The following is a 273-nucleotide window of genomic DNA, read 5'->3' as shown; positions in this document are numbered from 1 at the left end:
GAAAGATACCAGGCCGCCGGTCCCCATCATGAACTGCAGGCCCGCCGCGAACAGCGCGAATATCATGATGTCGCTCGCCAGCACGACAGTGAAGTCGTCGCCACTCAACGGCAGTGCAAGCAGTGCGAGGATCAAACCGATGGCGGCGATGCGGCCGGGTTTGCCGAGGGTTTGCGGCGGCTGTATTTCGACAGCGTGCGGTGCCGCAGTGACCGCTTTGCCCATCAGGCCATGGGGTCGGATGACCAGCACCACGGCCATGGCGGCGAACGC

General features: G+C 64.1%; 1 pseudogene. It reads right to left on the bottom strand.

Going from position 1 to position 273, the window contains the following annotated elements:
- Positions 1-273, bottom strand: a pseudogene (locus tag SB717_RS35790) (hypothetical protein); the annotation flags it as partial.

The organism is Priestia sp. SIMBA_032 (assembly GCF_046535215.1).
In the GTDB taxonomy this organism is placed as follows: domain Bacteria; phylum Bacillota; class Bacilli; order Bacillales; family Bacillaceae_H; genus Priestia; species Priestia aryabhattai.
The sequence above is the reverse complement of the archived record's forward strand: the minus strand, read 5'-3'. Positions and strand labels throughout refer to the sequence as shown.